At 70.7% G+C, this 26,243-nt stretch carries 22 protein-coding genes; 12 read left to right on the top strand and 10 right to left on the bottom strand.

What is annotated here, in order from left to right:
- The first annotated feature begins 376 nt into the window (after positions 1 to 376).
- The gene (locus ACZ470_RS12185; RefSeq protein WP_468426781.1) at positions 377 to 1,210 is read left to right on the top strand and encodes an HAD family hydrolase; all 834 of its coding nucleotides are present in this window, start codon (positions 377 to 379) and stop codon (positions 1,208 to 1,210) included.
- A gap of 404 nt (positions 1,211 to 1,614) precedes the next feature.
- On the opposite strand, the gene ACZ470_RS12180 is transcribed toward ACZ470_RS12185, so the two are convergent.
- A complete protein-coding gene (locus ACZ470_RS12180) occupies positions 1,615 to 2,439 on the bottom strand; it encodes a Fic family protein (RefSeq protein WP_468426780.1) in 825 nt (274 codons plus the stop codon).
- 101 nt (positions 2,440 to 2,540) lie between these two features.
- Between ACZ470_RS12180 and ACZ470_RS12175 the strand changes: the two genes are divergently transcribed.
- Positions 2,541 to 3,521, top strand: a complete 981-nt coding sequence (locus tag ACZ470_RS12175) for an ATP-binding protein (protein ID WP_468426779.1) — start codon at positions 2,541 to 2,543, stop codon at positions 3,519 to 3,521.
- A 3-nt stretch (positions 3,522 to 3,524) separates the two neighbouring features.
- On the opposite strand, the gene ACZ470_RS12170 is transcribed toward ACZ470_RS12175, so the two are convergent.
- Positions 3,525 to 4,796: a polysaccharide deacetylase family protein gene (locus ACZ470_RS12170; protein WP_468426778.1), complete on the bottom strand. Its 1,272-nt coding sequence runs from the start codon at positions 4,794 to 4,796 to the stop codon at positions 3,525 to 3,527.
- Between the two features lie 248 nt (positions 4,797 to 5,044).
- On the opposite strand from ACZ470_RS12170, the gene ACZ470_RS12165 reads away from it, so the two are divergent.
- The 6 genes from ACZ470_RS12165 (at position 5,045) to ACZ470_RS12140 (ending at position 13,153) form a co-directional block, all read left to right on the top strand.
- Complete coding sequence (locus ACZ470_RS12165) at positions 5,045 to 7,510, top strand: SulP family inorganic anion transporter (RefSeq protein WP_468426777.1); 2,466 nt, start codon at positions 5,045 to 5,047, stop codon at positions 7,508 to 7,510.
- A 197-nt stretch (positions 7,511 to 7,707) separates the two neighbouring features.
- A complete protein-coding gene (gene acs, locus ACZ470_RS12160) occupies positions 7,708 to 9,663 on the top strand; it encodes an acetate--CoA ligase (protein WP_468426776.1) in 1,956 nt (651 codons plus the stop codon).
- A 245-nt stretch (positions 9,664 to 9,908) separates the two neighbouring features.
- Complete coding sequence (gene nhaA, locus ACZ470_RS12155) at positions 9,909 to 11,345, top strand: Na+/H+ antiporter NhaA (RefSeq protein ID WP_468426775.1); 1,437 nt, start codon at positions 9,909 to 9,911, stop codon at positions 11,343 to 11,345.
- A gap of 84 nt (positions 11,346 to 11,429) precedes the next feature.
- Positions 11,430 to 11,918: a phage holin family protein gene (locus ACZ470_RS12150; protein ID WP_468426774.1), complete on the top strand. Its 489-nt coding sequence runs from the start codon at positions 11,430 to 11,432 to the stop codon at positions 11,916 to 11,918.
- The gene (locus ACZ470_RS12145) at positions 11,915 to 12,865 is read left to right on the top strand and encodes an alpha/beta fold hydrolase (protein ID WP_468426773.1); all 951 of its coding nucleotides are present in this window, start codon (positions 11,915 to 11,917) and stop codon (positions 12,863 to 12,865) included. Before ACZ470_RS12150 ends, ACZ470_RS12145 begins: the two co-directional genes overlap by 4 nt.
- 105 nt (positions 12,866 to 12,970) lie before the next feature.
- Positions 12,971 to 13,153: a hypothetical protein gene (locus ACZ470_RS12140; protein ID WP_468426772.1), complete on the top strand. Its 183-nt coding sequence runs from the start codon at positions 12,971 to 12,973 to the stop codon at positions 13,151 to 13,153.
- A gap of 60 nt (positions 13,154 to 13,213) precedes the next feature.
- On the opposite strand, the gene ACZ470_RS12135 is transcribed toward ACZ470_RS12140, so the two are convergent.
- The 3 genes from ACZ470_RS12135 to nth all read right to left on the bottom strand — a co-directional run bounded on the left by ACZ470_RS12135 (position 13,214) and on the right by nth (position 16,274).
- Positions 13,214 to 14,413 (bottom strand): MarP family serine protease, encoded by a 1,200-nt coding sequence (locus ACZ470_RS12135; RefSeq protein ID WP_468426771.1) that lies wholly within the window; start codon positions 14,411 to 14,413, stop codon positions 13,214 to 13,216.
- A 45-nt stretch (positions 14,414 to 14,458) separates the two neighbouring features.
- Positions 14,459 to 15,154 carry an NUDIX hydrolase gene (locus ACZ470_RS12130; RefSeq protein ID WP_468426770.1) on the bottom strand — a complete coding sequence of 232 codons (696 nt, stop codon included), beginning with the start codon at positions 15,152 to 15,154 and terminating at the stop codon, positions 14,459 to 14,461.
- A gap of 88 nt (positions 15,155 to 15,242) precedes the next feature.
- Positions 15,243 to 16,274, bottom strand: coding sequence for an endonuclease III (nth, locus tag ACZ470_RS12125; protein WP_468426769.1), 1,032 nt, complete (start codon positions 16,272 to 16,274; stop codon positions 15,243 to 15,245).
- A 335-nt stretch (positions 16,275 to 16,609) separates the two neighbouring features.
- Here nth and ACZ470_RS12120 point away from each other — a divergent pair, with 335 nt between their 5' ends.
- Positions 16,610 to 17,284 carry a Crp/Fnr family transcriptional regulator gene (locus ACZ470_RS12120; protein WP_006132548.1) on the top strand — a complete coding sequence of 225 codons (675 nt, stop codon included), beginning with the start codon at positions 16,610 to 16,612 and terminating at the stop codon, positions 17,282 to 17,284.
- Positions 17,285 to 17,308: 24 nt separating this feature from the next.
- Here the strand turns inward: ACZ470_RS12120 and ACZ470_RS12115 are convergent, their stop codons facing one another.
- The 4 genes from ACZ470_RS12115 to ACZ470_RS12100 all read right to left on the bottom strand — a co-directional run bounded on the left by ACZ470_RS12115 (position 17,309) and on the right by ACZ470_RS12100 (position 20,467).
- Positions 17,309 to 18,139 (bottom strand): MBL fold metallo-hydrolase, encoded by an 831-nt coding sequence (locus ACZ470_RS12115; protein WP_468426768.1) that lies wholly within the window; start codon positions 18,137 to 18,139, stop codon positions 17,309 to 17,311.
- Entirely contained in the window at positions 18,136 to 19,017 is an 882-nt protein-coding gene (locus tag ACZ470_RS12110) for an NUDIX hydrolase (protein WP_468426767.1), read from the bottom strand. Before ACZ470_RS12110 ends, ACZ470_RS12115 begins: the two co-directional genes overlap by 4 nt.
- Positions 19,018 to 19,841: 824 nt before the next feature.
- Positions 19,842 to 20,309 (bottom strand): RidA family protein, encoded by a 468-nt coding sequence (locus tag ACZ470_RS12105; protein WP_073936669.1) that lies wholly within the window; start codon positions 20,307 to 20,309, stop codon positions 19,842 to 19,844.
- Positions 20,306 to 20,467 carry a DUF4177 domain-containing protein gene (locus ACZ470_RS12100; protein WP_142194045.1) on the bottom strand — a complete coding sequence of 54 codons (162 nt, stop codon included), beginning with the start codon at positions 20,465 to 20,467 and terminating at the stop codon, positions 20,306 to 20,308. The genes ACZ470_RS12105 and ACZ470_RS12100 overlap by 4 nt, the downstream gene beginning before the upstream one ends.
- A 127-nt stretch (positions 20,468 to 20,594) precedes the next feature.
- Here ACZ470_RS12100 and bagA point away from each other — a divergent pair, with 127 nt between their 5' ends.
- On the top strand, positions 20,595 to 21,572 hold the full coding sequence (gene bagA, locus ACZ470_RS12095; RefSeq protein WP_468426766.1) for an ATPase BagA: 978 nt from the start codon (positions 20,595 to 20,597) through the stop codon (positions 21,570 to 21,572).
- Between the two features lie 163 nt (positions 21,573 to 21,735).
- Positions 21,736 to 23,154, top strand: a complete 1,419-nt coding sequence (gene bagB / locus ACZ470_RS12090) for an ATPase BagB (RefSeq protein ID WP_468426765.1) — start codon at positions 21,736 to 21,738, stop codon at positions 23,152 to 23,154.
- Between the two features lie 8 nt (positions 23,155 to 23,162).
- On the opposite strand, the gene wblA is transcribed toward bagB, so the two are convergent.
- On the bottom strand, positions 23,163 to 23,501 hold the full coding sequence (gene wblA, locus ACZ470_RS12085; protein WP_208818272.1) for a transcriptional regulator WblA: 339 nt from the start codon (positions 23,499 to 23,501) through the stop codon (positions 23,163 to 23,165).
- A gap of 429 nt (positions 23,502 to 23,930) precedes the next feature.
- On the opposite strand from wblA, the gene ACZ470_RS12080 reads away from it, so the two are divergent.
- Complete coding sequence (locus ACZ470_RS12080) at positions 23,931 to 26,210, top strand: transglycosylase domain-containing protein (protein WP_468426764.1); 2,280 nt, start codon at positions 23,931 to 23,933, stop codon at positions 26,208 to 26,210.
- Positions 26,211 to 26,243 lie beyond the last annotated feature (33 nt).

The raw sequence follows: 26,243 nt of genomic DNA, 5'->3' as shown, positions 1-26,243 counted from the left end.
TGGTGAAAAACTGTGGACGAGTCGGCGGCTGTGAATATCGCGGTCACCCTTACGGGGGAGTCCCGCACATCTCCTGTGCGACTCCCGCAGAGCAGTCCGACGGCTACCGTCGGTAAGTAATCATGCGCATGACAAGGCACTGCCCTGTGGCCACCACCACGGCGTGCCCACCGCGAGAAGAGGGGAGAAAACCCACCCGGACATGCGACGACCCCCGCCGGGGGGGAGAGCGGGGGTCGTCCCCACGGCCGACTCGGGGGGGGAGGAGTCGGACCGGGTTAGCACGGTCGCGAACGATCCGTGACTTCCATGGTGTACCCGAGAGCCCTCTCAGGCAAACCCACGCGCCCCACCTTACGCCGAATGGGCTGCGCCTATGCTCAAGGACGTGGAAAACCACTCGTTGCCCCGCACAGCCGCCTTCTTTGACCTGGACAAGACGGTCATTGCGAAGTCGAGCACGCTCACGTTCAGCAAGTCGTTCTACCAAGGCGGCCTGATCAACCGCAGGGCGGTCCTGCGCACCGCCTATGCCCAGTTCGTGTTCCTGGCCGGTGGCGCCGACCACGACCAGATGGAGCGGATGCGCAAGTACCTCTCCGCACTGTGCCGCGGCTGGAACGTCCAGCAGGTCAAGGAGATCGTCGCCGAGACCCTGCACGACCTGATCGACCCGATCATCTACGACGAGGCCGCCACGCTCATCGAACAGCACCACACCGCCGGGCGCGACGTCGTGATCGTGTCCACGTCGGGCGCCGAGGTGGTCGAGCCGATCGGCGAACTGCTCGGCGCCGACCGGGTCGTGGCCACCCGCATGGTCGTGGGCGACGACGGGTGCTTCACCGGAGAGGTGGAGTACTACGCGTACGGGCCGACCAAGGCCGAGGCGATCAGGGAACTGGCCGAGTCCGAGGGCTACGACCTGGCCCGGTGCTACGCCTACAGCGACTCGGTGACCGATGTGCCGATGCTGGAGTCCGTGGGGCACCCGCACGCCGTGAACCCGGACCGCGCGCTGCGCCGCGAGGCCCTCGCGCGGCAGTGGCCGATCCTCGACTTCCACCGGCCGGTGCGGCTCAAACAGCGCCTCCCCGCGATCTCCGTGCCGCCGCGTCCCGCCCTGGTCGCGGCGGCCGCCATAGGCGCGGCGGCGGCCACCGCGGGCCTGGTCTGGTACGCGAGCCGACGCCGCGCGACGGTGGTCTGACCGCCGCCCGCGCGAGCCGCCCCGGCGGTCATCGGCCGCGTCCACCCCATCGTCGCCCGTTTAACACCTCTTTGAGCACAAAAGTAAAGAAGCAGGGCCAGGACTTCCCCTTGCTTCGAACCCGGAGTACAAAGGACTTGACGGCCCGCGAGACCAAGGACATCCGAGAGGATCACCTTCACATACGCATGAATGGCCCCACGGACCGAGCATGAACACCGGTGAACCCACGCGACGTCGACCCGTCGATTACGGGCCAGCCGCACCAGGTGACGGGCGAAGTCCCCGACCTGATGGGCATATATCGAGGACGCTTGGTAACGCGGTGGACATGCCAGCGGCGGTACGAGTATTCGTACCGCCGCATTTCTGCGCAGGCCTCCGCCCGCCCCCGCTCACCCCGTTTACGCGGCCCCGCGCTGGAGCGCCTCGCACACCGCCGTCGACTCCCGCGCACCCAGCTCGACCGCACGCCCGCAGTGGGTGATCCAGGCGGCCACGCCCTCGGGAGTGCCGGAGACATAGCCCTCCAGCGCCTTCACATAGGCCTCCCGGCCCAGCTCGGCGTGTCCGACCTCGGCGGGGCAGACCGACTTGGGGTCGAGACCGCTGCCGACCAGGACGATGCGCTCGGCCGTGCGCGCGATCAGGCCGTTGTGGGAGGTGAAGGGGCGCAGCGCGAGAAGTTCGCCGTGCACGACGGCGGCCGTCACCAGCGCCGGCGCGGAGCCGCCCGCGATGATCAGCTCGGAGAGCCCCTCCAGCCGGCCGTGCGCCTCCGCCGCTCCCGGCAGCTCCAGCCCGATCAGGGGCTCGTCGACCGGCTCTCCCCCCTGGCGGGGCCGGCCGACCCGCTCGGCCTTGTCGGCCGCCGCGACCAGGTGCAGCCTGGCCAGCACTCGCAGTGGCGACTGCCGCCAGATGGACAGCAGCTGACCCGCCTCGGCGGTCAGGCGAAGGGCCGCGCCCATGGTGCGTGACTCGTCGTCGCCACTGAAGTCGCTGCGCCGCCGCACCTCCTCCAGGGCCCAGTCCGCGCCCGACAGGGCCGCCGAGCCACGGGCGCCGCGCAGCGCCGCCTCCGAGGTGATCTCATTGCTGCGCCGCCGCATGACCCGGTGCCCATAGACCCGGTCGACGGCCTTGCGCACGGACTCCACGGAACCGGCCACGCCGGGCAGTGAGCCAAGGGCCGCGAGCGGATCGGCGGACGCGCCTGTCGTACTCATGAGTACGACACTACGCACCCCGGGCGCCCGCCCCACGATGGAGTGGTCTTCTTCACGCCCGACCGACACCTACAGCCATCACTCCATTACGCTTGGTGAACATGAAAATTGCTTTCGTGGGGAAGGGCGGCAGCGGAAAGACGACCCTGTCCTCCCTGTTCATCCGTCATCTCGCGGCCGTCGGCGCCCCGGTCGTCGCGGTCGACGCCGACATCAACCAGCACCTCGGGGCCGCGCTGGGTCTCGATGAGGCGGAGGCGGCCGCACTGCCCGCGATGGGCGAGCACCTGCCACTGATCAAGGACTATCTGCGCGGCACCAATCCGCGCATCGCGTCCACCGAGACGATGATCAAGACGACACCACCCGGCGAGGGCTCCCGGCTGCTGCGGGTGTGTGAGGACAATCCCGTCTACGACGCCTGCGCACGGCCGGTGGAACTCGACGGCGGGACCGTCCGTTTGATGGTCACCGGCCCCTTCACCGACGCCGACCTGGGGGTCGCCTGCTACCACTCCAAGACCGGAGCGGTGGAGCTGTGCCTGAACCACCTGGTGGACGGCCCCGGCGAGTACGTCGTGGTCGACATGACGGCCGGCTCGGACTCCTTCGCCTCCGGCATGTTCACCCGCTTCGACATCACCTTCCTCGTGGCCGAACCGACCCGGAAGGGGGTCTCCGTCTATCGCCAGTACAAGGAGTACGCCCGCGACTTCGGCGTCACCCTGAAGGTCGTCGGCAACAAGGTGCAGGGCCCGGACGACATCGACTTCCTCCGCGCGGAGGTCGGGGAGGACCTGCTGGTGACCGTGGCGCACTCGGACTGGGTCCGGGCCATGGAGAAGGGCCGGCCGCCCCGGTTCGACCTCCTGGAGGAGTCCAACCGGCAGGCGCTGCGGCTGCTGCACTCGGCTGCCGACGCGACGTACGAGTCCCGCGACCCGGAGCGCTACACCCGCCAGATGGCGCACTTCCACCTGAAGAACGCCCGGTCGTGGGGGAACGAGCGCACCGGGGCCGATCTGGCGGCCCAGATCGACCCCGGTTTCGTACTCGGCGACCATGTCACGGCGCCGGCCTGACGCTCACCGCTTCTCCGCCGGCGCTCCGGGCGCTCCCTTGGGGGCCGGCGCGGGGCCACCGGCCAGGAAGGACTTCCAGCCCTTCTTCGGGGCCTCGCCGACGTCGAGTGTGCGCAGTTTCGCCAGGGTCTCCGGGTCCTGGGCGTCCAGCCAGTCCACCAGCTGCCGGAAGGAGACGCAGCGCACCTCGGACTTGGTGCACACCTCCTCGATGACCTCCTCGACGGCCCTCATGTAGGTGCCGCCGTTCCAGGACTCGAAGTGGTTGCCGATGATCAGGGGCGCCCTGTTGCCCCGGTAGGCGCGTGCGAAGCCCTGGAGGAGGCCGTCCCGCATCTGGTCGCCCCACATCTCGTGCTTGGCGGGGTCGCCCTGGGTGGTGGTGCCCGACTGGTTGACCATGAAGTTGTAGTCCATGGTCAACTGTTCGAAGGAGTGCCCGGGGAAGGGCACGAGCTGCATCGACAGATCCCACAGTCCCTGCTTCTTCTTCGGCCACACCTGGTCGTTGACTCCACTGGTGTCGTAGCGGAAGCCCAGTTCGCGGGCGGCCTTCGTGAAGTTCCTCCGCCCCTCCAGGCAGGGGGTGCGGGCGCCGATGAGCTCCTTGTCGTAGTCGAAGGGCAGCGGGGCCGAGTTCTTCATGCCGGCGTTGGTCTTCCAGGTCTTCACGAAGCGCTTGGCCTGGGCGATCTCGTCCTTCCACTCCGCCACCGACCATTCGCCGACCCCGCCGCCGCTGCCGCAGAAGTGCCCGTTGAAGTGGGTGCCGATCTCATTGCCCTCGAGCCAGGCAAGGCGCAGCTGCTTCACGGTGTCCGCGATGCCCTCCTGGTCGTTGAAGCCGATGTCGGAGCGGCCCGGGGAGTGCTGCGGCGGGCGGTACAGATCACGCTTCTCCTCCGGAAGCAGATACACGCCGCTCAGGAAATACGTCATGGTCGCGTTGTTCTCCTTGGCGACCTTGCGGAAGTGGGAGAAGAGTCTCTGGCCGTCCTCACCGGCGCCGTCCCAGGAGAAGACGACGAACTGCGGGGGCTTTTCGCCGGGCTTCAACCGCTCGGGCCGGGGCAGGTGCGGCTGCGCCCCGGTGTAGGCGGTGGAGCCGTCGCCGATCAGACGGACGACGTTCTTCGGTGCGGGGGCCGGTTCGGCCTTCTCCTCGCCCCGCGCCCGTTCGCCGGTGCTGTCGGTGCCGGTCCCGCAGCCGGCGAGCGAGGCGACGCAGACCGCGACGATCACGGTGCCCGTGGCGATCCTGTGGGTGGCGGCCATCCGCCCACCTTCTTCCTTCTCTCGGGCCGAGCTCGATGACGGCGATGTCTGGTGCTGTGCCGGTCCATGCCGACAGCGCCGTCAAGCTCGCATGAAAGGAAGAACGAATTAATACGACAAGCCGATGGAATGGCTACTTCACTCGCCGGGGTGATTGATTAGCCCATTTGCCCGGAAAGTCTATGCCAGCCCTTTACTCTCAATTACGATCCGTTTACTGATTGTTGATACATGGAAAGCGAGAACCCATGTCAGCCTGCGTTCCCGCCCGCGCCGCCGACTCGGATCGGACCGAACGCGCCCACCCACCGCACAGCCCGCCGACCCGGCCTCCGGGCTTCCGCATCGCCGGCGCCGATGTGTCGGCCTCCATCGCGGTCTTCCTGATCGCCCTTCCTCTGTCCCTCGGCATCGCCCTCGCCACCGGCGCGCCGCTCCAGGCGGGCCTGGTCGCCGCCGCCGTCGGCGGAATCGTCGCCGGGCGGATCGGCGGCTCCCCGCTCCAGGTGAGCGGACCGGCGGCCGGACTCACCGTCGTCACCGCCGACCTCATCCAGCAGTACGGCTGGCGGACCACCTGCGCCGTCACCGTCCTCGCCGGACTCGCCCAACTGGGTCTCGGCTGCCTGCGCGTGGCGCGCGGCGCGCTCGCCGTCAGCCCCGCGATCGTGCACGGCATGCTCGCCGGCATCGGCGTCACCATCGCCGTCGCCCAGCTGCACATCGTCCTCGGCGGCACCCCGCAGAGCTCCGTCCCCGACAACCTCCGCGCCCTTCCGAACCAGTTGGCGAATCTGCACCCGGCGGCCCTGTCGGTGAGCCTGCTGACCCTGGCCCTGCTGCTGGCGTGGCCCCGGCTGCCAGGCCGGGCCGGACGCCTGCTGCGCGCGGTTCCGGCCGCGCTGATCGCCGTCGCCGGGGCCACCACCGTCGCCGCCGCGGCCGGCCTCCTCCTGCCCAAGGTCGACCTGCCGTCCTGGCGCAACCACGCCCTGGCCGGGCTGCCCGAGGGACCGGTGCTCGGACTCGCCGCCGCCGTGCTCACCACGACCCTGGTGTGCAGCGTGCAGTCGCTGCTCGGCGCGGTGGCCGTGGACAAGCTGGTGTCCGGCCGTCCCGGCCCCGGCCATGTCGGGCGGTCCGATCTCGACCGCGAACTGCTCGGTCAGGGCGCGGCCAACATCGTCTCCGGCTCACTCGGCGGACTGCCGGTGGCCGGGGTCGCGGTCCGCAGTTCCGCGAATGTCAAAGCCGGTGCCGTGAGCCGGAACTCCACGATGCTGCACGGCGTTCTCGTAGTGATCGCCGCGCTGCTGATGGTCCCGCTCCTGGAGCTCATCCCGCTCGCCTCGCTCGCCGCCCTGGTGATGGCCGTCGGCATCCAGATGGTGTCCCTGAACCACATCCGCACGGTGACCCGCCACCGTGAAGTCCTGGTCTACGCCGCGACCACCCTCGGGGTCGTGTCCCTCGGTGTCCTGGAGGGCGTCGCGCTGGGCATCGCGGTGGCCGTCGGTGTGGCCCTGCACCGGCTCACCCGCACCCGTATCACGCACCGGACGCAGGAAGGAGTCCATCACGTACACGTACGAGGGCAGTTGACGTTCCTCGCGGTGCCACGACTCAGCCGGGCCCTGCATCTCGTGCCCCAAGGGGCCGACGTGGTCGTGGCGTTGGACGGCTCCTTCATGGACCACGCGGCGTACGAGACGCTTCAGGACTGGCAGAGCACGCACACCGCGCGGGGCGGCACCGTGGAGATCACCGGCCGCCGAGCCGGGCTCCGGATCGCCGAACCCGCCGCCCTTGCCTCCGCCCACCCGCCCGACGGGACGGAGGAGGCCGGTGCCCCCGATGACGACTGCCGCTGCCGGCCCTGGACGGCCTGGCGCAACCATCAGTGCGAACGCCCACGCTCCCGGCCGTCCGACACCCCACGGCCGAGCACGACCGGCGGAAGGAAGGAGGCGGACGCGGCGGACGGAGGAGACGGAGGAGACGGACCGGGCAGAGCGAATGAAGCCGGTCCCGAGCCGAACGGCACCGGTGGCCGTCAGCTGATGCGCGGGATCAGCACCTTCCAGCGCAGCACCGCTCCCCTGGTGCGCGGTGAGCTGGCCAGGCTGGCGCGCGAGGGGCAGCGGCCCGGGCAGCTGTTCCTGACCTGCGCCGACTCGCGGGTGGTCACCTCGATGATCACGTCCAGCGGTCCCGGAGACCTGTACGTGGTGCGCAACGTCGGCAACCTCGTGCCGCCGCCCGGCGCGGAGAGCGGCGACGACTCGGTGGCAGCCGCGCTCGAGTACGCCGTGGAGGTGCTGGCGGTCCGTTCGATCACGGTGTGCGGGCACTCGGGATGCAGTGCGATGCAGGCACTGCTCGACGCGGAGCCGGGCGGCGCCCGTACGCCGCTGAGACGGTGGCTCCGGCACGGCCGGCCGAGCCTGGAGCGCATGGGCGACACGGGCGGGCCCGGGGCACGGCTGGCCGGGCGGGCCCCCGCCGACGCGGTCGAGCAGCTCTGTCTGACGAACGTGGTGCAGCAGTTGGAGCACCTGCGCGCCCATGAACCGGTGGCCCGGGCCCTGAAGGACGGGGCCCTGGAACTGCACGGGCTGTACTTCCACGTGGGTGAGGCCCAGGCGTATCTCCTCACTGAACAGGCCGAGGAGAAGGTGTTCGACCGGGTCCGGTCCGCGGATCTGGCGATGTGAGGCGACCCGTCCGGGTGTGAGAGGCGTTACACAGCTTGAACCGGCATACGCCGGGCCCCGTGGGAAGGGTTGTCGTACAGCGCACCACTCCACCCGACAGGTCTAAACCAATCTCCCGTCGGCCCTTGTCAGCGCACCCCCGGGTCTGATGAGCTGTGGCCTGGGACACAACGGACACCCTGGGAAAGGCAGATGCCGTGAGCAATGAAAGCCTGGCCAACCTTCTGAAGGAGGAGCGACGCTTCGCGCCCCCCGCCGACCTGGCCGCCCACGCCAACGTCACCGCGGAGGCGTATGAACAGGCCAAGGCTGACAGGCTCGGCTTCTGGGCCGAGCAGGCCCGCCGGCTGACCTGGGCCACGGAGCCCACCGAGACCCTGGACTGGTCGAACCCGCCGTTCGCCAAGTGGTTCAAGGACGGCGAACTCAACGTCGCCTACAACTGCGTGGACCGGCACGTGGAGGCCGGGAACGGCGACCGGGTCGCCATCCACTTCGAGGGCGAGCCGGGCGACAGCCGCGCCATCACCTACGCCCAGCTCAAGGACGAGGTCTCCAAGGCCGCCAACGCCCTGCTGGAGCTGGGCGTCCGGAAGGGCGACCGGGTCGCCGTCTACATGCCGATGATCCCGGAGACCGCGGTCGCGATGCTGGCCTGCGCCCGCATCGGCGCCGCGCACTCCGTCGTCTTCGGCGGCTTCTCGGCGGACGCGCTCGCCACCCGAATCCAGGACGCCGACGCCAGGGTCGTCATCACGGCCGACGGCGGCTACCGGCGCGGCAAGCCCTCCGCGCTCAAGCCCGCCGTGGACGAGGCGATCGGCAAGGCCGGCAACGTCGAGCACGTCCTCGTCGTCCGCCGCACCGGCCAGGACGTCGCCTGGACCGAGGGCCGCGACGTGTGGTGGCACGACGCGGTCGAGCGGCAGAGCGCCGACCACACCCCCGAGGCGTTCGAGGCCGAGCACCCGCTGTTCATCCTCTACACCTCGGGCACCACGGGTAAGCCGAAGGGCATCCTGCACACCTCCGGCGGCTATCTGACCCAGACGGCGTACACGCACTGGTCGGTCTTCGACCTCAAGCCCGAGACCGACGTGTACTGGTGCACGGCCGACGTCGGCTGGGTCACCGGCCACTCGTACATCGTCTACGGCCCGCTCGCCAACGGCGCCACCCAGGTCATGTACGAGGGCACGCCGGACACCCCGCACCAAGGCCGTTTCTGGGAGATCGTGCAGAAGTACGGCGTCACGATCCTCTACACGGCGCCCACCGCGATCCGGACGTTCATGAAGTGGGGCGACGACATCCCCGCCAAGTTCGACCTGTCCTCGCTGCGGGTGCTCGGCTCCGTCGGCGAGCCGATCAACCCCGAGGCGTGGATCTGGTACCGGAAGAACATCGGCGCGGACCGCACCCCGGTCGTGGACACCTGGTGGCAGACCGAGACCGGCGGCATCATGATCTCGCCCCTGCCGGGCGTGACCGACGCCAAGCCGGGCTCCGCCCAGACCCCGCTGCCCGGCATCTCGGCGACCGTCGTGGACGACGAGGCGAACGAGGTGCCCAACGGCGGGGGCGGCTACCTGGTGCTCACCGAGCCGTGGCCGTCGATGCTCCGCACCATCTGGGGCGACGACCAGCGGTTCATCGACACGTACTGGTCGCGGTTCGAGGGCAAGTACTTCGCCGGTGACGGCGCCAAGAAGGACGACGACGGCGACATCTGGCTGCTCGGCCGGGTCGACGACGTGATGCTGGTGTCCGGGCACAACATCTCCACCACGGAGGTGGAGTCCGCGCTGGTCTCCCACGCCTCCGTCGCCGAGGCGGCCGTGGTCGGCGCGGCGGACGAGACGACCGGTCAGGCGATCGTCGCCTTCGTGATCCTGCGCGGTACGGCGGCGGAGACCGAGGACCTCGTCGCCGAGCTGCGCAATCACGTGGGCGCCACACTCGGCCCGATCGCCAAGCCCAAGCGGATCCTGCCGGTGGCGGAGCTGCCGAAGACCCGCTCCGGCAAGATCATGCGCCGCCTGCTGCGGGACGTCGCGGAGAACCGTCAGCTCGGAGACGTCACGACGCTGACGGACTCCACGGTCATGGATCTCATCCAGGCCAAGCTGCCCCAGGCGCCCGGCGAGGACTGAGCGGGCACCGGCCGGTCGCGGCCGGACGAGGGCACCCGGCCCGCCAAGGCGCCGGGTGCCCCGCCACCCCCCGGCGGGGCCCCGCGGACGCGGCGCCCGTTCGTGGGCGAGGCCCCTCTCGCCAACGTGCTCCCGTGCACCTCAGGAGCACGTTAGGTAGGCTAAAGGTAAAAGTTGTCTCATGGAGCGCCGGGAAGTCTGGTCGGCACGCGATTCGTGCTGCCCGTCTACCAGAGGATTTCCCCGTGAGCGCCCCCCGCACCCCCAGCCCCCGCAAGGTCTTCGGGCGGCTCTCCCTGCCCGAGCGGACGTACGTCGCGGACGCGCTGCGTACCGAGACCGTCGGTGGCGTCCTGCTGCTCCTCGCCGCCGTCGCGGCGCTGGTCTGGGCGAACGTACCCGCGTGGCACGACAGCTACGAGAGCGTCAGCCACTTCCACTTCGGCCCCGGGGCCCTCGGGCTGGACCTGTCCGTCGCGCACTGGGCCGCCGACGGACTGCTCGCGATCTTCTTCTTCGTCGCGGGAATCGAGCTCAAGCGTGAGCTCGTCGCCGGCGATCTGCGCGACCCCAAGGCCGCCGCGCTCCCGGTCATCGCCGCCCTGTGCGGCATGGCCGTACCGGCGCTGGTCTACACGCTCACCGCCGGCGTGGGCGGCGGCTCCCTGGCCGGCTGGGCCGTACCCACCGCCACGGACATCGCCTTCGCGCTCGCGGTGCTCGCCGTCATCGGCACCTCCCTGCCCAGCGCGCTGCGCGCGTTCCTGCTCACCCTCGCCGTCGTCGACGACCTGTTCGCCATCCTGATCATCGCGGTCTTCTTCACCAGCGACCTGAACTTCGCGGCGCTCGGCGGCGCGGTCGCGGGCCTGGTCGTCTTCTGGCTGCTGCTGCGCAAGGGTGTGCGCGGCTGGTACGTGTACATCCCGCTCGCGCTGGTCGTGTGGGCTCTGATGTACAACAGCGGCATCCACGCCACCATCGCCGGCGTCGCCATGGGCCTGATGCTGCGCTGCCACCGCCGCGAGGGCGAGGAGCACTCCCCGGGCGAGCACATCGAGCACCTCGTCCGGCCGCTCTCGGCGGGCCTCGCGGTCCCGCTGTTCGCTCTGTTCAGCGCCGGCGTGGCGGTGTCCGGCAACGCCCTCGCCGAGGTGTTCACGCAGCCCGAGACGCTCGGCGTGGTGCTGGGGCTCGTCGTCGGCAAGACGTTCGGCATCTTCGGCGGTACATGGCTGACGGCGCGCTTCACCCGGGCCTCGCTCAGTGACGACCTCGCCTGGGCGGACGTGTTCGCCGTGGCGACCCTCGCCGGCATCGGTTTCACCGTCTCGCTGCTCATCGGTGAACTGGCCTTCGAGGACGACGCGTCGATGACCGACAGCGTCAAGGCCGCCGTCCTGACCGGCTCGCTGATCGCCACCGCCATCGCGGCGGTGCTGCTGAAGATACGGAACGCGAAGTACCGCGCGCTGACCGAGGAAGAGGAGCGGGACGAGGACCTGAGCGGTGTCCCGGACGTGTACGAGCAGGACGACCCGGCGTACCACCTGCGCATGGCGGAGATCCACGAGCGGAAGGCCGCCGAGCACCGGCGACTCGCCCGGGAGAAGGCCGCCGAGCGTGACGCGCTTGCCGAAGTGACGGGCGGGGCAGGCGAGGAGCACGACGGTCCGGCATGATCTGACGAGACGGTACAAAAGACTGGACCGTACGCGCAGGCATGAGGAACGTACGCAGAACGTACGCAGATGAGGGAGAACGCGATGAGCGCACCCGACGGCAGCCCGGTCGGCGCCGAACGCAGCATCGGCCAGCTGTTCGCCTCGGCGACGGCCGACATGTCGGCGCTGGTGCACGACGAGATCGCGCTGGCGAAGGCGCAGCTCAAGCAGGACGTCAAGCGGGGCGCGACCAGCGGCGGCGCGTTCACGGCGGCCGGGGTGCTGCTCCTGTTCTCCCTGCCGATGCTGAACTTCGCGCTGGCCTACGGCATCCGCACCTGGAGCGACTGGAACCTCGCGGTCTGCTTCCTGCTCTCCTTCGCGGCGAACGTGCTGATCGCGCTGTTCCTCGCACTGATCGGCATCGTCTTCGCGAAGAAGGCGAAGAAGGGCCGGGGCCCGCAGAAGGTCGCCGCCTCGGTGAAGGAGACGGCGGGCGTGCTCCAGAAGGCCAAGCCGCACCCGCGCCCCCAGTTGCCCGAGGACCGCGCCCCCCGGGCCATCGAGGCTGTGGCACGCTCGTCCTCATGACGGATCCCGCCACACCCTCGGCGCAACCCGCTTCGGTCGTACGCCTCGACATTCCGGGCGGCGCCGGGCTGACCCACCGCGACGTCGCCGCCAACGGCGCCCGCTTCCACATCGCGGAACTGGGCGACGGCCCGCTGGTACTGCTGCTGCACGGCTTCCCGCAGTTCTGGTGGACCTGGCGGCACCAGCTCACGGCGCTCGCCGACGCCGGTTTCCGGGCCGTCGCCATGGACCTCAGGGGTGTCGGCGGCAGCGACCGCACGCCGCGCGGTTACGACCCGGCCAACCTCGCGCTGGACATCACCGGTGTGATCCGCTCCCTCGGCGAACCCGACGCCGCGCTGGTCGGCCACGACCTGGGCGGCTATCTGGCGTGGACGGCGGCGGCGATGCGCCCCAAGCTCGTACGGCGGCTGGCGGTCGCCTCCGCACCGCACCCGCGGCGCTGGCGCTCGGCGCTGCTCTCCGACGCCCGGCAGTCCGCCGCCCTGTCCCACGTCTGGGGATTCCAGCGGCCCTGGATCCCGGAGCGGCGGCTCACCGCGGACGACGGGGCGCTGGTGGCCGAGCTCATCCAGGACTGGTCCGGGCCCCGCCTGCCGGACGAGAAGGCGCTGGACGTCTACCGGCGCGCCATGTGCATCCCGTCCACGGCGCACTGCTCGATCGAGCCGTACCGCTGGATGGTGCGGTCCCTGGCCCGCCCGGACGGCATCCAGTTCAACCGCAGGATGAAGCGGCCCGTGCGGGTGCCGACGCTGCATCTGCACGGCTCACTGGATCCGGTCGTCCGTACGCGCAGCGCCGCGGGGTCCGGGGAATACGTGGAAGCGCCGTACCGCTGGCGGCTGTTCGACGGGCTGGGACACTTCCCGCACGAAGAGGATCCGGTCACTTTCTCCACCGAACTGATCAATTGGCTGAAGGATCCCGAGCCCGATCGGTGAGCGCGCCGAGCGCTTGTCTGACGATCAGCCAATTGCCCGGCGCATAGGCCAATTGGAGGCGCCTGGGGTGGTTATCGACCATGGGGCGGGGGCAGACGTCCGGGTATGGGCTGGACGCACGACTACAGTGACGCAAGCCGCGATCGCCGTTCGGCGGGCGGCGTGAGCTCCCACCAGCGAGGCGGTGCACCGCAGATGGCAGGTACGGATCTCAGGGTGGGAATCCCGCGCATCCTCCGCCGCCGGGCCCGCTGGGTCTCCGTCCGCCTGCGCCACCCACGCGGCTGACGACCCGTACCGCGGTTCGACCGGGTACCAGGGCCGCCGGGGCGCCTGTTCGCCAGGGTCTCAGAGCGCGCAGTTGTCGCTGTCGACTTCCTGGTTCGCGCTGCGGCCCTTGGCGATGTCCTCCTGGATCTCGTCCGCGGTGAGGGCGTACCCCGTCTCGGCGTCGTCGAGGGACTTCGCGAAGACCACGCCGTAGACCTCGCCCTCGGGGGTGAGGAGCGGGCCGCCGGAGTTGCCCTGACGGACCGTCGCGTACAGCGAGTACACGTCACGGCGGACCGTGCCGCGGTGGTAGATGTCGGGGCCGTTGGCCGTGATGCGTCCCCGCAGGCGCGCCGCGCGGACGTCGTACGCCCCGTTCTCCGGGAAGCCGGCGACGATCGCGCCGTCTCCGCTGCTCGCGTCCTCGGTGGTGAACCGCAGCGCGGGCGCCCGCAGATCGGGTACGTCGAGGACGGCGATGTCGCGCTTCCAGTCGTAGAGGACGACCGTGGCGTCGTACTTCCTGCCCTCGCCGCCGATCTGCACGGTCGGCTCGTCGACACCGCCCACCACGTGCGCGTTGGTCATGACGCGGCGTTCGTCGAAGACGAAGCCGGTGCCCTCCAGGACCTTGCCGCAGCTCTCGGCGGTGCCCATCACCTTGACGATGGAGCGCTGCGCGCGGAGGGCGACGGGGCTGCCCGCGAGCGCGGGGTCCGGGGGCCGTACGTCGGTGATCGGCTCGTTGGAGAACGGGCTGAAGACCTGCGGGAAGCCGTTCTGCGCGAGGACGGAGGAGAAGTCGGCGAACCAGGTGTCGGCCTGGTCGGGCAGGGCCCGGGAGACCCCGAGCAGCACCTTGGAGCCGCGGACCTCCTTGCCGAGCGTCGGCAGTGTCGTCCCGGCGAGGGCGGAGCCGATCAGCCAGGCGACCAGGAGCATCGCCACGACGTTGACCAGGGCACCGCCGGTGGCGTCCAGCGCGCGGGCCGGGGACCAGGTGATGTAGCGGCGGAGTTTGTTGCCGAGGTGGGTGGTCAGCGCCTGGCCCACGGAGGCGCAGACTATGACGACGACGACCGCGACGACGGCGGCCGCCGTGCCGACCTCGGAATTGTCCGTCAGGGCGTCCCAGATCACGGGCAGCGCGTAGACGGCGGCGAGACCGCCGCCCAGGAAGCCGATCACCGACAGGATGCCGACGACGAAGCCCTGACGGTAGCCGACGACCGCGAACCACACGGCGGCGACGAGCAACAGGATGTCCAGCACGTTCACCGCTTCAAGCCTCGCCTCGTCCTACCCAGCACGGCGCCCACCCTGTCATGACCGCCAGTCGAGCGGGACCTTCTTGTCCCGGTCCCAGGGCCGCTCCCACCCCGCGAAGTGCAGCAAGCGGTCGATGACCCCGGCGGTGAAGCCCCATACGAGGGCCGATTCGACCAGGAATGCCGGACCCTGGTAGCCGCTGGGGTGGACCGTGGTCGCACGGTTGTCCGGGTGGGTGAGATCCGCCACGGGGACGGTGAACACCCGCGCGGTCTCGTTCGGGTCGACCACGCCGACCGGACTGGGGACGCGCCACCAGCCCAGTACGGGCGTGACGACGAAGCCGCTGACCGGGATGTAGAGCTTCGGCAGTATGCCGAACAGCTGGACCCCGGACGGATCGAGCCCGGTCTCCTCCTCGGCCTCGCGGAGAGCGGCCCGCAGCGGGCCGTCGCCGTGCGGGTCGCCGTCCTCGGGGTCGAGGGCGCCACCGGGGAACGACGGCTGCCCGGCGTGCGACCGCAGGGAGCTCGCGCGCTCCATGAGCAGCAGCTCCGGGCCGCGCTCGCCGTCACCGAAGAGGATGAGGACGGCGGACTGGCGCCCCGTGCCGTTCTCCGGGGGCAGGAAGCGGCTCAGCTGTCTCGGCGCGATCGTCTCCGCCGCGCCGGCCACCGGGTCCAGCCAGGAGGGCAGCCCCTCCTTGCTGAGCGTCACCGGGCCGCCCTGGGTACCGCTCGTCCTCGTCATCGCCACCCCCGTCGTCCGGCCGCGTCCCAGCGGTTCAACGCCCGGCGGCCCCGAGATCGTTCCACCGGCCGCCGCGTGCGCCGCCAGGTCATCCGGCCCCCAGCGGCGGGGCGGGCCTGCCGCCGGCGTCCAGATAGGCCTGCGGGGGCTTCAGCCGCTGGCCCGGGAGGCCGCCCTTCTCGTACTTCAGCAGCTTCTTCGCCTTCTCCGGGTCCGTCTCGCCCTCGCCGTACGCCGGGCAGAGCGGGGCGATGGGGCAGGCGCCGCACGCGGGCTTGCGGGCGTGGCAGATGCGGCGGCCGTGCCAGATCACATGGTGCGAGAGGTCGGTCCAGTCGCTCTTGGGGAAGAGCGCGCCGACCGCCGCCTCGATCTTGTCGGGGTCGGTCTCCTCGGTCCAGCGCCAGCGGCGCACCAGTCGCTGGAAGTGGGTGTCCACGGTGATGCCGGGGCGCCCGAAGGCGTTGCCCAGCACGACGAAGGCGGTCTTGCGTCCGACGCCGGGCAGCTTGACCAGATCCTCGAGGCGGCCGGGCACCTCGCCGCCGAACTCCTCCACGAGCGCCTTCGAGAGCCCCATGACCGACTTGGTCTTGGCGCGGAAGAACCCGGTGGGGCGCAGGATCTCCTCCACCTCCTCCGGGTTGGCGGCGGCCAGGTCCTCGGGGGTGGGGTACTTCGCGAAGAGGGCGGGGGTCGTCTGGTTCACCCGCAGGTCGGTGGTCTGCGCCGACAGCACCGTGGCGACGACGAGTTGGAAGGGGTTCTCGAAGTCCAGCTCCGGGTGCGCGTACGGGAACACCTCGGCGAGCTCACGGTTGATGCGGCGCGCGCGGCGGACCAGCGCGGTGCGCGACTCGTCCTTGGCCGGCTTGACGACGGTCTTCGCCGGGGCGGCGTGCACGGTGGCGGTCGCCTTCTTGGGCGCGATGAGCGGCTTCTTGGCGAGCGGGGCCTTCTTGACGGGGGCGGCCTTCTTGGCTGCCGTCGCCTTCCTGGCTGCCGTCTTCTTCGCCTTCTTGGCCGCCGTCGTCTTCTTCGCCGCCGGCTTCCCGGGGGCAGCCTTCTTCGTCGAGGCGCTCTTCTCCTTGCCCGCGCCGTCCGCCGGCTTCTCCGTCACCGCCGACCCCTTCGCCGTTTTCGCCGTTTTCCTACCGCCATCGGAGCCCTGTTCGCCCACAGCGGAATCGCGACGTACACTCACCCGCGCAGCCCCCTCGGCCTGTGCTCTCACCGGCGATTTGGACACCCGGCCAGCCTACGACCCGGCACCGACATCCGCCCCGGCCCCTGAAGATCGGCGTCCAATTGGACCCCTGCCGCTTACCCCGACCGGCCCGTACGGCATCCTTGTGACAGATCACACTGTTTGAACCGTCCGGCAAAATGGGCACCAGGGTCCCCTGGTACGTGGGGGAACAAGATCCCCTGAGCAGGTCGACAAGGAGAGAACTCGTGGACGACGTTCTGCGGCGGAATCCGCTCTTCGCGGCGCTCGACGACGAGCAGGCCGCCGAGCTTCGCGCCTCCATGAGTGAGGTGACCCTCGCACGGGGCGACTCCCTGTTCCATGAGGGCGACCCCGGCGACCGGCTCTATGTCGTCACCGAGGGCAAGGTCAAGCTGCACCGCACGTCCCCCGACGGCCGCGAGAACATGCTCGCCGTGGTCGGTCCGGGCGAGCTGATCGGTGAGCTGTCGCTCTTCGACCCGGGCCCGCGCACGGCGACCGCCACGGCGCTGACCGAGGTCAAGCTGCTGGGTCTGGGCCACGGCGACCTGACGCCCTGGCTGAGCGCCCGCCCCGAGGTGGCCACGGCACTGCTGCGGGCCGTCGCGCGCCGCCTGCGCAAGACCAACGACGCGATGTCGGACCTGGTCTTCTCGGACGTCCCGGGCCGTGTCGCCCGCGCCCTGCTGGACCTCTCCCGCCGCTTCGGCGTGCAGTCCGAGGAGGGCATCCACGTGGTGCACGACCTCACGCAGGAGGAGCTGGCCCAGCTGGTCGGCGCGTCCCGCGAGACGGTCAACAAGGCCCTGGCGGACTTCGCCCAGCGCGGCTGGCTCCGGCTGGAGGCCCGCGCGGTGATCCTGCTGGACGTCGAGCGCCTCGCGAAGCGCTCCCGCTGACACCCTGACGGGGGCGACGGCTTCCTAGATGAGGCCGTGCTCCCGCAGGTACTCCAGCTGGGCCCGCACCGACAGTTCGGCCGCGGGCCACAGGGAACGGTCCACGTCGGCGTAGACGTGGGCGACGACCTCGGCCGGGGTGCGGTGGCCGTCCTCGACGGCCGTCTCGACCTGGGCGAGGCGGTGGGCCCGGTGGGCGAGGTAGAACTCCACGGCACCCTGGGCGTCCTCCAGGACGGGCCCGTGGCCGGGCAGCACCGTGTGGACGCCGTCGTCGACCGTGAGCGACCTGAGCCGCCGCAGCGTGTCCAGGTAGTCGCCGAGACGGCCGTCGGGGTGGGCCACGACGGTCGTTCCACGGCCCAGGATGGTGTCACCGGTGACGACCGCCCGGTCGGCCGGGAGATGGAAGCACAGGGAGTCGGCCGTGTGGCCGGGGGTCGGTACGACCCTCAGCTCCAGGCCCCCGACGGTGATGACGTCCCCGGCGGCCAGCCCCTCGTCGCCGAGCCGCAGCGCCGGGTCCAGTGCCCGCACCTTCGTGCCGGTCAGCTCGGCGAAACGGGCGGCGCCCTCGGCGTGGTCGGGGTGACCGTGCGTCAGCAGGGTGAGGGCGACCCGCTTACCGGCCTGCTCGGCCGTGCCGACGACGTGCCGCAGATGACCATCGTCGAGCGGGCCGGGGTCGACGACGACCGCGAGGTCCGAGTCCGGTTCCGACAGGATCCAGGTGTTGGTGCCGTCCAGGGTCATCGCCGAGGGGTTGGGGGCCAGCACGTTGACGGCACGCGCGGTGGCGGGGCCGGAGAGGACACCGCCCCGTGGCTGGCCGGGAAGAGTGCTTGCGTCCGTCATGCGGGGGCTCCACCGGTCGGGATGTGTTTGGTGAACTCGTCGTGCCCCGGCCAGGAGAGCACGATCTCGCCCTCCACCAGGCGCGCGGTGGCCAGCACCGGCGTGAGGTCCCGCGCGGGAGCCGCGTCGAGCGCCTCCGCGGCCGTTCCGTACGCCGTGAGCTGGCGCAGTGTGGCGATGGTCGGGGGCATCATCAGCAGCTCGCCACGGTCGTACCCGGTGGCCGCCTCGCGCGGGGTGATCCACACCGTGCGGTCGGCCTCCGTGGAGGCGTTGCGGGTGCGCTGGCCCTCGGGGAGCGCGGCGACGAAGAACCAGGTGTCGTAGCGGCGGGGCTCGAACTCGGGGGTGATCCAGCGCGTCCACGCGCCGAGCAGGTCCGAGCGCAGCACCAGCCCCCGGCGGTCGAGGAACTCCGCGAAGGACGTCTCTCGCGCGACGAGCGCGGCACGGTCCGCCTCCCAGTCCTCGCCCGTGGTGTCGCCGACCACGGAATCGGGGGTGGGTCCGGCGAGCAGGACGCCCGCCTCCTCGTACGTCTCCCGCACGGCCGCGCAGACGATGGCCTGGGCGCCCGTCTCGTCGACGCCGAGCCGGTCGGCCCACCACGCGCGCGTGGGGCCCGCCCAGCGGACGTGACGGTCGTCGTCCCGCGGGTCGACACCGCCGCCGGGGTAGGCGTACGCGCCGCCGGCGAACGCCATGGACGTACGCCGACGCAGCATGTGCACGGAGGGGCCGTCTGCGGTGTCCCTGAGCAGCATGACAGTGGCCGCGCGTTTCGGCGCGACCGGCGTGAGCCCGCCGTCCGCGAGCGCCCGGATCCGCTCCGGCCACTCCGGCGGGTACCACTGACCGTCAGCCTGCGCATTCGCCATGGCCGGAGGCTATCCCGTGACGGGCGGATGTTCGAGTGCCTCCAGGGGCGGCGGGGTGCCCCGCCGGGACGTCCGGGCGTCGCGCCCAGCTGGTGCCCGCGGGAGCGCCGGGGCGCGGGCAACGCGCGGCGGGCCGGCAGCCACCGAACCAGGAGCCGCCGTACCCGTCGCCGCGATGAGCAGCTACGGCGTACAGCCAACCGCCCGTGGGGGCGGGCGCCGGCGTCGATGCCCCGCGCGGGCGAGTGCCGCCGCGCGGCCTCCCGGTGGCACCCGGGAAAGCCGCGGAACCGGCGTGCGAACGCCTTGCGGCGCGGGCGGAGACGGGCTCACCGTGCCGCCCCACCGGGGCGGCAGGCCGCCCCGTGCCGGCGCACCCGGCCGTCAGATCGGGCCCCACTCGACGAGCCCAGGCCGGGGCCGGCCCCATAAGGCCGCTGAGACCTTACGGGCCTACGACCACCGGACGGCTACGCCTCCGCGCTCCACCTGGATCTCGACTCCATCGGGGCGGCCGGGTGCCGTGCCGGCGCACCCTGCGGTCAGTTAGGTCCGCACAGCGGGCGCAGGACGCGCCGACCCCGGTAAGGCCCCGAGGGCCTACGGGCGCCAAGCCCGAGAGCGGGCCCCGCCCGGCCACCCCGCCGCAGGACTACGTCTCCGTGAGTTCCACCTGGATCCCGACCCCCACCGGGGCAGCCGTGTGCTGGCTGTCACGTGGGTCCGCACGGCGGACGCAGGACGCGCCGACCCCGGTAAGGCCCCCGAGGGCCCACGGGCGCCAAGCCCGAGAGCGGGCCCCGCCCGGCCACCCCGCCGCAGGACTACGCCTCCGTGAGTTCCACCTGGATCTCGACCTCCACCGGGGCGTCCAGGGGCAGGACCGCGACGCCCACCGCGCTGCGGGCGTGGACGCCCTTGTCGCCGAGGACCTCGCCGAGCAGTTCGCTCGCGCCGTTGAGGACGGCCGGCTGGCCGGTGAAGTCCGCGGCGGAGGCCACGAAGCCGACGACCTTCACCACGCGCGCCACCCGGTCCAGGTCCCCGGCGACGGACTTGACCGCGGCGAGGGCGTTCAGCGCGCAGGTGCGCGCCAGTTCCTTCGCCTCCTCCGGGGTGACCTCGGCGCCGACCTTGCCGGTCAGCGGAAGCTTGCCTTCCACCATGGGCAGCTGGCCGGCGGTGAAGACGTACCGCCCCGACCGCACGGCCGGCTGGTAGGCGGCCAGCGGCGGAACGACCTCCGGCAGGCTCAGGCCCAGCTCGGCCAGTTTCGCCTCGACGGCGCTCATCCCTGCTTCTCCCGCTTCAGGTAGGCCACCAGCTGCTCGGGGTTGTTCGGCCCGGGCACGACCTGGACGAGCTCCCAGCCGTCCTCGCCCCAGGTGTCCAGAATCTGCTTCGTTGCATGGACGAGCAGCGGCACAGTCGCGTATTCCCACTTGGTCATGCGGCCGACTCTAGCCCCCGGCCGCCCGGCACGCGGCCCCCGTCCCGCCCCCTCGCGCGGGGCGCGACTCCCGGGAACCGCCACCCGGAGCCGCCGGGGCGCGGGGCGAGCCTTTAGGCTCGAAGGCGTGAGCAGGCTCCAGGTCGTCAGTGGCAAGGGCGGAACCGGCAAGACCACGGTGGCCGCCGCCCTCGCGCTGGCCCTGGCCACGGAGGGGAAGCGGACGCTCCTCGTCGAGGTCGAGGGCCGGCAGGGCATCGCGCAGCTCTTCGAAACGGAGGCGCTGCCCTACGAGGAGCGGAAGATCGCCGTCGCTCCGGGGGGCGGCGAGGTGTACGCGCTCGCCATCGACGCGGAACTGGCCCTTCTGGACTACCTCCAGATGTTCTACAAGCTCGGCAGCGCCGGCCGCGCCCTCAGGAAGCTCGGCGCGATCGACTTCGCCACCACCGTCGCCCCCGGCGTACGGGACGTCCTGCTCACCGGCAAGGCGTGCGAAGCCGTACGGCGCAAGGACAAGCACGGAGGGTTCGTCTACGACTACGTCGTGATGGACGCCCCGCCGACCGGCCGCATCACCCGCTTCCTCAACGTGAACGACGAGGTCGCCGGACTCGCCAAGATCGGCCCGATACACAATCAGGCACAGGCGGTGATGCGGGTGCTGAAGTCGCCGGAGACGGCCGTGCACCTGGTGACGCTGCTGGAGGAGATGCCGGTCCAGGAGACCGCGGACGGCATCGCGGAACTGCGCGCCGCGCGGCTGCCGGTGGGGCGGGTCGTGGTGAACATGGTCCGGCCGGAGGTGCTGGACGGGGACGGGCTGGAACTCGTGGGGGCGGTCCCTCGTTCCTCCATCGCGCGGGCACTGTCGTCCGCCGGTCTCGGCGGGGCGCGGCGCGGCGGACACGCCGAGCGGCTGGTGGACCCGTTGCTCGCGCAGGCGGAGGAGTACGCCGAGCGGTACGCGTTGGAGACCGAGCAGCGCGCGGTGCTCACGGACCTCGACGTGCCGTTGCACGAACTGCCGCTGCTCGCGGAGGGCATGGACCTGGCCGGCCTGTACGCGCTGGCCAGGGAGCTGCGCGAACAGGGCGTGTCATGACCGACGGCCCCCGCACGGACCGGCCACGGACCCACGGCAGCCACCCCGCCGGGCTCACGACCGGCCCCGCGCGGACCGGACCTCCGAGGCCGGTCGCACCGCACCGCCACCGCCCCACCAGCCGCCCCGTCACGACGCGGAAGTACCGGAAGCAGGGGATGTCATGAGTCGTCGTCCGGAATCGGCGCAGGCCCAGGACCCGGCCCGTCACCACCACCTCTCCCTCTCCCCCACCCGCACGCTCGACATCGATCCGCTGATCGAGGACCCCGCCACCCGGATCGTGGTGTGCTGCGGCTCGGGCGGGGTCGGCAAGACGACCACCGCCGCCGCGCTCGGCCTGCGCGCCGCCGAGCGGGGACGCAAGGTGGTGGTCCTCACCATCGACCCGGCCCGTCGGCTCGCCCAGTCCATGGGCATCGACTCCCTCGACAACACACCGCGCCGGGTGAAGGGCGTCGACGACTCCGCGGGCGGCGAACTGCACGCGATGATGCTCGACATGAAGCGCACCTTCGACGAGATCGTCGAGGCGCACGCGGACCCCGAGCGGGCCGCCGCGATCCTGGGCAACCCCTTCTACCAGTCGCTCTCCGCCGGCTTCGCCGGAACGCAGGAGTACATGGCGATGGAGAAGCTGGGCCAGCTGCGGTCCCGGGACGAGTGGGACCTCATCGTGGTCGACACCCCGCCCTCCCGGTCCGCGCTGGACTTCCTGGACGCCCCCAAGCGGCTCGGGTCCTTCCTCGACGGCAAGCTCATCCGCGTCCTGCTGGCCCCGGCGAAGGTCGGCGGCCGCGCGGGGATGAAGTTCCTGAACGTCGGGATGTCGATGATGACCGGCGCGCTGGGCAAGGTGCTCGGCGGTCAGCTGCTGAAGGACGTACAGACGTTCGTGGCGGCGATGGACTCGATGTTCGGCGGGTTCCGTACGCGCGCGGACGCCACGTACAAGCTGCTCCAGGCGCCCGGGACGGCGTTCCTGGTGGTGGCGGCCCCGGAGCGGGACGCGCTGCGCGAGGCCGCGTACTTCGTGGAGCGGCTGGCCGCGGAGGACATGCCGCTGGCCGGTCTGGTGCTCAACCGGGTCCACGGCAGCGGTGCGGACCGGCTGTCGGCCGAGCGGGCGCTCGCCGCCGCGGAAAATCTTGAGGAGTCCCGCATTGTGGATCAGGAGGACGGGAAAGCTGGACTTCGTAACTCTCCCGAAACGTACGGCAGTTCAGACATCCCCGCTCACAGCGAAGGCTCCCCCTCACAGCCCGGGGACACGGACGGCACGGACAGCACGGACAGCACGGACGGCACCGATGGCACGCACGGCCCGGAGGCCGGGGACGCCGCGGCGGACGCGGAGCGGTCCGTCGACCGGCTCACCGCGGGCCTGCTGAGGCTGCACGCCGAGCGGATGCAGTTGCTCTCGCGCGAGCAGCGCACGCGTGACCGCTTCACCGCGCTCCACCCCGAGGTGGCGGTGACCGAGGTGGCCGCGCTGCCCGGCGATGTGCACGACCTCGCGGGACTGCGGGACATCGGCGACCGGCTCGCGGCCGACCGGCCGGAGCTGCCCGAAACCCCCTAGCCGGGGCCTCAGCTCACGGCCGCGTAGTTCTCGTACACCTCGTCGTCGTTGAGGGGTACGACCCCCGTCCCCCGCTCGTACTCCGAGCGCGCGGTCTCCAGCAGTCGGCGCCAGGACGTCACGGTCGGGCGCCGGCGCAGCAATGCGCGGCGCTCACGCTCCGTCATGCCTCCCCATACGCCGAACTCGACACGGTTGTCGAGCGCGTCGGCAAGGCATTCGGTGCGTACCGGACATCCGGTGCACACCGCCTTGGCCCTGTTCTGCGCTGCTCCCTGAACGAACAGTTCATCCGGATCAGTAGTGCGGCAGGCAGCCTGCGCACTCCAGTCGGTAACCCAGCCCATACCGGCGCCGTCCTCTCCCGAATCGAGGCTCCCCCACGGCGGCAGCGGCATATTCACCGCCGCCAGTTGAGGACGTTACGGAAGGTGGGCACAGCGCAACACCCCCAGCGGGCCCAATCTTGAATGGTCCGAACGGACTATGGGTAAGCGGCAGATCACCCGGGGGAGTGAGGTGGCGACATGCGCGACAAACACGACATTCTTAGTCAATTCAGTTGCGTCACAACGGGCACCGCGTGACACACAAGGCGGATCCGGACACGGACTCAACACACCTCGACCGAACTCGTACGAAGAAAGTCGAGCAGATCCGGAACGATTCGGGGTCGCCGGACGTATTGATACGTGGCCTCACTGCTGTGACAGTTGAGAGCAGCTTAGGCCAAGGCATATACGCTTGTCCGGCGAATGAGAACGTAGGCTGCTCCCATGCCAAAGAAGCGCTCGGGCGGTGGTCTGTCTCCCACGCAGCAGGCCGCCAAGTTCCTCGGTGTCAGTGTCCTCGCGGGGGCCGTCATGGCCGGCATCGCGCTGCCCGCGGTGGGCGCGCTGGGCCTGGCGGCGAAGGGATCGGTCGAGAGCTTCGACGAGCTCCCAGCCAATCTGAAGACACCGCCACTGAGCCAGCGCACCACCATCCTCGACGCCGACGGCGGCCAGATCGCCACCGTCTACTCGCGCGACCGCACCGTCGTGGACCTCAAGGACATCTCGCCGTACATGCAGAAGGCGATCGTCGCGATCGAGGACTCCCGCTTCTACGAGCACGGCGCGGTCGACCTCAAGGGCGTACTGCGCGCCCTCAACAAGAACGCGCGCAGCGGTGAGGTCTCCGAGGGCGCGTCCACGCTCACGCAGCAGTACGTGAAGAACGTCTTCGTCGAGGAGGCGGGCGACGACCCGACGAAGGTCGCGCAGGCCACACAGCAGACCCTGGGCCGCAAGATCGCCGAACTGAAGTACGCGATCCAGGTCGAGGAGGAGCTGGGCAAGAAGAAGATCCTCGAGAACTATCTGAACATCACCTTCTTCGGCCAGCAGGCCTACGGTGTCGAGGCCGCCGCGCAGCGCTACTTCTCCAAGCCCGCCAAGGACCTGAACCTCCAGGAGTCCGCCCTCCTCGCCGGCATCGTCCAGTCACCGAGCCGCTACGACCCGGTCAACGACGAGGCCGAGGCGACGACGCGGCGCAACACCGTGATCCAGCGGATGGCCCAGGTCGGCGACATCTCCCAGGAGGAGGCCGCCGAGGCGGCGAAGTCCCCGCTGGGCCTGAAGGTCAGCAAGCCGAAGAACGGCTGCATCACCGCCGTCGACGGCGCGTCCTTCTTCTGCGACTACGTGCGCGAGGTGTTCCTGAGCGACCCGGTCTTCGGCAAGACCAAGGCCGACCGGGCGAAGATCTGGAACCAGGGCGGCCTGACCATTCGCACGACACTCGACCCGCAGGCGCAGGACTCGGTCCAGGAGTCCCTGAAGGACCACGTCTACAAGTCGGACCCGGTCGCCGCGGCCTCCACCCTGGTCGAGCCCGGCACCGGCAAGATCGTCGCGATGGGCCAGTCGAAGCCGTACGGCTACGGCAAGAACGAGACGGAGATCAACTTCTCGGTCGACGCCGCCCTGGGCGGCTCCAACTTCGGCTTCCCGACGGGTTCCACCTTCAAGCCGTTCGTGGCCGCGGCCGCGCTGGAGGAGGGCAGGCCGCCGACCCAGTCCTACTCCGCCCCGTACGACATGCCGTACCCGGCCACCGTGCGCGGCTGCGAGAAGCCCTGGGTGAACGACAACAACTACAAGCTCGAGAACGAGAACGAGTCCGAGGTGGGGCCGTACGCGCTCAAGGAGGCGATGGCCAAGTCGGTCAACACCTACTTCGTGCAGATGATCGAGGACATCGGCATGTGCCCCGTGGTGACCATGACCGACAAGCTCGGCGTGGTCCAGGGCAACGGGAAGAAGATCCCCGAGGTGCCCTCGTCGATGACCCTCGGTTCCACCGGTCTGTCGCCCCTCACCATGGCGAGCGCGTACGCCGCCTTCGCCTCCCGGGGCATGTACTGCACCCCGGTCGCCATCGAGTCGATCACGCAGAAGATCGGCAACGAGCAGAAGTCGCTCGAGGTGCCGAAGTCGACGTGCTCGCGCGCGATGAGCGAGAAGACCGCGGACACGGTGAACACCCTGCTCCAGGGCGTGGTCGACTCCGGTACCGGCCAGGAGGCAGGTCTCAACGACCGCGCCAACGCCGGTAAGACCGGTACGACGGACGAGCGCAAGAACGCCTGGTTCGTCGGCTACACGCCGAACCTGTCGGGCGCCGTCTGGGTGGGCAGCGCCAGCCAGAAGGTCGAGATGAAGAACATCACGATCGGCGGTGTCCCGCACGCGCTCGTCTTCGGTGGCGCCGTCCCCGGCCCCATCTGGCGCGACGCGATGACCGGTGCCCTGTCGGGCAAGGAGGCCCCGTCCTTCAACCTCGTCGACATCCCGGACGCCAAGGACCGCGACCGCGACCGTGACGACGACGACCGTGACGACGACGGCAACAACGGCGACGGCGGTCTCATCGGCGGCCTGGTCGGCGGCGGCGACAACGGCGGCAATGGAAACGGCGGCGGCAACGGCGGCACCGAGCCGGACCCGACGTTCTCCATCCCGGAGGGCTTCATCCAGGGCACGGGCAACGGCCCCGGCGGACGCCGCTGACGAGCCCGCCGGTCCCGAAACACGTCAACGGCC

It is taken from the genome of Streptomyces sp. NPDC031111, from assembly GCF_055570675.1.
The sequence above is the reverse complement of the archived record's forward strand: the minus strand, read 5'-3'. Positions and strand labels throughout refer to the sequence as shown.